This is a genomic window from Lachnoanaerobaculum sp. MSX33 (genome assembly GCF_000512995.1).
In the GTDB taxonomy this organism is placed as follows: domain Bacteria; phylum Bacillota; class Clostridia; order Lachnospirales; family Lachnospiraceae; genus Lachnoanaerobaculum.
Genome location: NZ_AZXX01000074.1, coordinates 1 through 7,022 on the forward strand (window position 1 = coordinate 1; position 7,022 = coordinate 7,022).

The window sequence follows — 7,022 nt, forward strand, 5'->3', positions numbered from 1 at the left end:
CCGCCGCCACCGTTTGGTACTCTTCCGCCTGCATCAACCACTGCATCATTAAGTGCCTTAAGTGCTGCTATAAGCTCAGGTGTAGATGACTTTCTGTTCATTCTGTCAATTACAGCCTGTGCCGCATTGATAGCCGCCTGAAGTGCTGCTCTCTTTACAGGATCATTGATTCTGTTTAACTGATTGTTTGCATTCTTGATAGCCGCCTTTAAATCAGCCTCAGCTTTTCTACGCTCAGCCTTATCATTTGAATAGTAAACATAGATTGTCTCATCCGCTGTTACACGAAGAGTCGGATCATAAGGATCATACATTCCTCTGTCCTTACTTAATCCCTCGTAATGCCATGTAATACCGTCATTGTCTACATAGTCTGACTGTATTGCGCTTGCATAGAGTGACGCATAATCGTTTACTACCTTATTACTTGCTATTGTAAGTCTTGTTACAAGGTGATTATCTCTTCCGTCTATTACTTTTACCTTAAATGTGCTTGCAGGTAAAACATATCCGAATACATAGTTCATTCCGCTCTCAAATTCAAAGTTGAACTCTCCTGTGTATGCACTTCCTGCATTCTCATAATCTCCATGTTCCTCATTAAAGGTAGGAGCTGTTGCTGTTGCATTTGAAGGCGTTGCTGAATAGAACTTATACTCTCTATCCTGCATCAATACACCTGTCTCAACTACTCCTGATAACTTTGTTCCACTTGGTAAAGCATAATCTTCCCATGTACTTGTTAAAGGATTTTCCTTTTGTACTCTTGCACTTACCTGGAATTCTCCTCTATATGAGTCATCCCCTATAGCATCAGCCATCTGAGTTCTCAAAGTACTTCCTACAGGTGTCTTATCTATTACTATACGGAAGTTTCCTGAGTCTGTAATAACCGGCTGTATAATTCCCACATTTCTGCTTGGACTTACTCCGTTATTATACTGTACAGGAGCCCATGTCTGTCCCGGTGTTGAATATACCGCCTGTATTGTTACAGGGTTGTTTGGCATATCAAATGTCAAACGCTGATTTGTTGCCGCATTCATATTTGGCAGAGGTCCGCCGCTAACGATATTCCAATGATCAAATAATTGGCTGTTATTGTCAAGACCGCTTGCCTCTATCTCTACCTGTGTATCTTTTAAAAGTCCCTGTAAAACTGCAGGATCTGTTGATGCAACTCCGTTTATCTTGAAGTTACTTATTGCCGGTGCATCGTTTGCAATAGCTGTTATATTAAATCTGTTTACAGCCAATCCGATGTTTGATGTATCAACAGGTAATGATGCTCCGTCTGCTATACGTGCTGCAGGTGTCACATTTGTTCCTGTTGTTCGTGGTACAACTCTGTATATTGTATTCGGATTTAAGTTATTAAATGTTATAGGTGCTCCCGGTGCACTTGGTGTTGTAAACGGGTACACTACATTTCCTGACGGATCTACCAATGCATAGTCGGTATTTGGTGATGTAGGATTTATTGTTATCATCGCCTGCCCTGCATTTGAAGGATCCTGTGATACTGTAGGTGTAACAGCTACAGGTATTGTAGCCGGTGCTGAAGGTCCTGCTACAGTTGTTATACTTGAAGGTATCGGTGCTCCTACTACTATACCTCCGGCATCTGTTGTAGGAACTGTACTTACATGGTAAGTATTTCCTGCCTGTATTGCAGGATCTGTAACTAAACCGCCCTCTCTCATTACATCCACGCCTGACATTGTTGCTACAACATTTCCTGAAGGATCTGTTATAACATATGTAAGTCTTGAATCCATCTGTGCAGGTGTTGCAGGATCTATAGTTATTGTAGGCTCTCCTGTTGTAGGATTTAAGCTTCCTGTAATATTTGGTACATATGCTGCTACCGGTGTTGTGCTCTCTCCATAAACATATAAATCTTTTCCTGCAAGTGTTGAAAGATCTACAGTTGCGGTATCTATCGGTGTAAGGTTCAATCTTCCTGTTGAAGGATCTACTGTACCCTCATACCACTTCGGTGTATATCCGGCTGCAACACTTATACCGTTATGAGCCTCATCTGTATAATCCTGAATCTCACTCCATGGAATATTAACTCTATCTACTCCTGAAGCATCTTTTCTAGGTATCTCCGCTACACTTCCGTTTAACAGTCCTATATGGCTGTCTCCCTCATGTAGAGTAAACTTATACCATGCATTTTGATCTTTCTTAAAGTTGGCTATAAGAGAGATTATATTTGTGGTTCCCGGTGTTATCTGTGTTAAAGTTGCCTCACCGTTTGAATCAAAGCTTACTTCCTGACCCTTATATGTCCATTTATCAAATAAATATCCTGCATTAGGAACAGGTGTAGGTAAGTCGCTTCTCTTTATATCAAGATCATACTTAAGTGTAGCAGGATTGATATTCTTTCTTATCAATCTTGGGAATGTTCCTCCGTTTGTAAGATAGTTGTCATATGTAATGCTGCTTCCGCCACTTGTTACATAAAGATCTCCACCTTCCAAAGATGCTGCCGATAACTCTGTAACGGCATTAGGATCTTGAGTATACTTTACTGTAAGTACAAAGTTGTCTGCAGGTCCGTTTGTTGATACCACATACTTAGGACTTGCAGCACTCCATGTGGCATATAAGCTTGATATAGGAGTTGTATATGATGATGACCAGCTTGCCGCATCATCTACCTCTATACTTGGATGTGCCAAGTAACTTGTAAGCTCAGGTGCCTGTATTGTCATGTTGTATGCTGAACCTGTATTGTTTGCCTTTGCATAAATCATCTGTACAGGATCTGTTCCGTTTGCTTCTTTATAGAATGTTCCTGTTACTTCTGTTCCCGGTGCATCCGGCACTGCATTTCCTGCATCAGCCAACTTATCAAGCACCTTCTGTGTTATGTTATTTCCCTGATCATCCTCATACTTTACCTTTAAAGTTACAAAGTATGCAGGGTTCGGTATGTAGTTAAAAGTAATTGTAACAGGCTGATTAAGCATTGTTCCCACTACTTTTCTTGCATCTACATCATGTCCGGCATCTCCTACCATATTTGCTTCGGTAGTAATCTTTCTAAGATTATTTGCCGCATCATCCTTTGCCGGAATCAAGTTTCTTATAACACTTGGTGTTCCTCCACCTACTGCCGGTGATGTGAAATATCCGTCCGCATTCGGTTTTCCGTTACCATATGTTACCGTTATTGGGTTTGTAGCATCAAGGATATATCTTGCAGGAGTATAGTTTGTTGTTCCTGTTGCAGGATCTTGAAACTTCTTTGGTAAGATAAGGTTTAAATTACCCTGAAGCGGTACATTCTGGCTTGTTCCGTATATTGTAGCCGGAATATTTGTTATATCCTCGATCTTTTTTCCTGCCTCAATTGCTGCAACTTCCGTAACTGTACGAGGCACAGTATATAATGGTGAGTTAGCATCTGTTTGTACTGTTCCGGTAGGTAATCCTGCATGATATGTAGCTACTGCTGCTGAGTTCTTAAACACAGAGTCCTGTACTGTAATACCGTTTGTCTGAGTAGGGTCAACAACATACTTATATGTTATCTCTACACCTTTATTTATAGATGTTCCTGTAACATACTTTGAGTCCGTATCATATGCTATATGTGTTTTTGATACATCAAAGTTATCCTGTAAAACAACTGTCTTACCGCCATCACCGTCATCTGTAGTACTTACATTTACTACTTTATATCCCGGAATTGTAAGAGGTGCCACTGATATACCTGACATTACAGGCACATTTCTATCAGGTACATTCTTAAATGCAGGAATTGCACTTGCATCATCAAGTCCCGGTATATAGTATCCGCTTGCAGCACTTGATTTTACATGATTGACCTTATAATAATAAGTCTTTGTATTATCAGGTCCAAGCTCTGCATAGTATGTCTGACCTCCATATGGATATATTGCAGGTACCTGATTCATATAAGGACTTGCTATACCGTTATTCTGTCTTGGATACCATGCTGTAATCAAATATCCGGTTAACCCTCTCTGATCCCAGTTAAGTGCCGATGCATCACCGGTTGCCTGGAATGTTTTGGTTGCATCAAAAGCTCCGCTGTCATTCATATATGGCAGTGCAATAGCACCTGTTCCGGTGTTTACCTGAAGTCCTGCAGGTGCCGGTGCTGTTGGAATAACAGCTCCTGCTGTTCCGCTTAATGTTAAATCACTTGCAAAACGATCTACCGATTCATTCTTTCCGGTAAAATTAAACTGTATTTCTCCTGCTCCCGGAGCAGCTGCATATGCCGGCATTGCCGGTGCGAGCATGGCAAGAGCCATACTCGCAGACAATGCGGCAGTCAATTTTGCTTTTATTGTCTTTCTTTTCATTTTTTCTCCTACGTCACTTAGTACCAAGCACCGTTTGCATCTACATTATATCCGTCCGGAGTCTTCTCTCCCGCATACATAGATCCAAATGGTCTTGCACTATTGTTTAAGTAGTTCCACTTGAAAGCATTGGCATCCCATGTATAAGTATTTTGTGGAGTATTGGTATTAAAGTAATACCACTTTCCGTCAATCTTTTGCCATCCGACAAGCATTTCTCCGTTTGAATTCAGGTAGTACCATCTTCCGTCATGCTTATCCAAATGCCATCCTGTCTTAAGGATACCTGTATTATCATTCATGTAATACCACTTATTTGTCTTTTCATCCTTCACCCAACCTAATACCATCTGGCCAAGCTCAGGTCCCGGTGTTGTGTTCATATAATACCAGTTGCCGTTCTTTGAGTCATATACCCAACCTGTTGCCATTGTTGAGCGTCCGTCAAAGTAATACCAACGTGATACCCTCTTACCTGTATTGTCGTTGAATGTGATCATTCCCCACATATCATTAAGTGGTGTTCCTCCGTTAAGTACGAATGACCATCCGCCTGTTACAGGATTTTTCTCCCAAGCACCGTCTACACCAAGTACGAATGCTCTTACATTACTGTTTTCATTGATAGCTGTGTTTTGTTGTGACTTCTCTCCAGGTGTCAAAAGTTACTTCCTCTACCTGATGAAGAGTTACCGCCACCGCTGGCACCGCCGGTTCTTCTGTTTCTGTCTCCGGCTCTGTCGGCTGCTATCTTTGAATACTTGTCAATAAGTCTTCTAAGTGCATCTATTGCCTGCTGAAGCTCTGCCCAGTTTGCCTGTCTGAGATATGTAGTTCCGTCAGGAGATACAAGATCTCTTGCCTGTCTAAGTGTCTCAACTGCATGTGCTATAGCCTCATTAAGCTCTGCCACCTCTGCTACCTTAAGGTATGGGTCTCCTGTGAGAATCTTTGCCTCTTCTATAGTACCACCAAGATCTACTCTTGCCTTTGCAACTTCTTTTCTGTTGTCGGAATAGTATGCATAAACAATTGTTCTCTTTGTTACAGGACTTGTTGTGTCATATACTGAAAGCTTATCTTCCTTCTTTGACCAGTTAACATAGTCATACTGTACACCATAGATATCTTCAAACGGTGTTACAAGTCCGTTTGCTACGTTATTTTGTGCATATGCCGTAACTACCGCATAATCACTTGAGTAGTAAGCATCCTCTACATTCTCTTTTTTCTTACCTTAAACTTCTTATAGAAGTTTCTGCTTGTATCATTTAAGTGTAAATGATCAAGTACAGGCTTATTATCTACAAATGTTACCTTAAATGTCTTTGAATAAACAAGTACATATGAATGCTGCAAGTTACCTGTGAACTTAAGAAGTCCCGCATTGTTTGCTACATCTGTTGTAATTGTTATATCTACAGGATTGATATTACCTAAGCTGTCAGGTGTCACATCAAATAACTGGTAGTCAAGCTGATCTACGTCTTCTGCAGGAAGCTGTGCTATAACATCTACTGTTGCATTTGATGCTGTTGCAAGTATTCCGTTATTTACAAGTCTTCCGTTTACATATCTTTCAAGCTTGATATCAAGCCCGTATGCTGTTGTATGTGCATCCGGATGATCAACTCCCGATACTGAAACAGGCTTTACAGCTGTTTTCTCATTCGGTTTTGCATCTCTTTTGTTAAAGACTACCTTGTATTCTACTGTTGCACCGTTCACACTGTTAAGTGTTCTGTCAAGCGGTGTTGTAAGATCATGTGCAAGTCCCGGTATCTGACCAGGTGTAAGTCCGAACTCTCCTACACTACCGCCTCTTATTGTCTCTGTAAGGTCCGCATCATCTCCCGCTACCTTGGTAGGTTCGTATACAGCCTTAAGTACAATATTTGAATTTGAAAGAGTAAATGAGTAATCAGCCTGTGTTATATTTCCGCTGACTCCTACCGCTCTTCCTGCAAGTACCTGCCAGTAAAGGAAGTTCTTGCCGTTTGCATCTACAGGATCTGCATGGATTACCACTCCTTCTCCTGCTTTTGCCTGATCGTATGTGTCATTTCCTACACTTGTTGTTCCTACAGTTACTACGCTTCCACCCTTTGTCTCTACTACATACTTAGGTGCGTCCGCCATGTCTCCAGGATTTGCTATTATCTGATTTCCGTCAGGTAGCTTTGTAAGCGGATTAGGAATTGAGCTGTCGCCCTTCTTTCTTGCCACTACCGTGTAGGTCTCATTTGGATTTAAGTTGTTGAAAGTAACTGTTGAAGGATTGTTTCCTACAGGAGTCATCCATCCGTTGTCACTTCCCGGATACTGCACTACATTTCCGTTCTCATCTATAAGCGCATAGTCTGCGTCAGGATCTGCCGGATTGATAACGATCTGTGCCATACCGTCATTTTCAGGATCATATCCTATGTTGTAGTTATTATCTACTGTCGGAACATATACATCCTGTGGTGTTGATACCGATGTACCTGTTATAGAAGAAATCGGCTGACCTACAGTTGCTACTGTATCAGGGCTTCCTTCCTGTACATTGTAGTGTGCTCCCGGTATAAGGTTTGGAACTACTGTTCTGTTTCCTGTTGAATCTCCCGGTACCACTGCTACGATATTTCCGTTAGGATCACTTATTACATATACATTACCCGGTGTTGTACC

At 41.3% G+C, this 7,022-nt stretch carries 3 protein-coding genes and 1 pseudogene; all 4 read right to left on the reverse strand.

Annotated elements, in window-relative coordinates; genetic code table 11:
- The coding region (locus HMPREF1495_RS08340; RefSeq protein ID WP_034213737.1) for an InlB B-repeat-containing protein at window positions 1-4,349 on the reverse strand (4,349 nt) is incomplete at its 3' end.
- Window positions 4,350-4,366: 17 nt separating this feature from the next.
- The gene (locus HMPREF1495_RS14210) at window positions 4,367-5,011 is read right to left on the reverse strand and encodes a hypothetical protein (RefSeq protein WP_305809608.1); all 645 of its coding nucleotides are present in this window, start codon (window positions 5,009-5,011) and stop codon (window positions 4,367-4,369) included.
- A complete protein-coding gene (locus HMPREF1495_RS14215) occupies window positions 5,008-5,262 on the reverse strand; it encodes a hypothetical protein (protein WP_305809609.1) in 255 nt (84 codons plus the stop codon). The genes HMPREF1495_RS14210 and HMPREF1495_RS14215 overlap by 4 nt, the downstream gene beginning before the upstream one ends.
- Before the next feature lie 302 nt (window positions 5,263-5,564).
- A pseudogene (locus HMPREF1495_RS14220) lies at window positions 5,565-7,022 on the reverse strand (N-acetylmuramoyl-L-alanine amidase family protein); the annotation flags it as partial.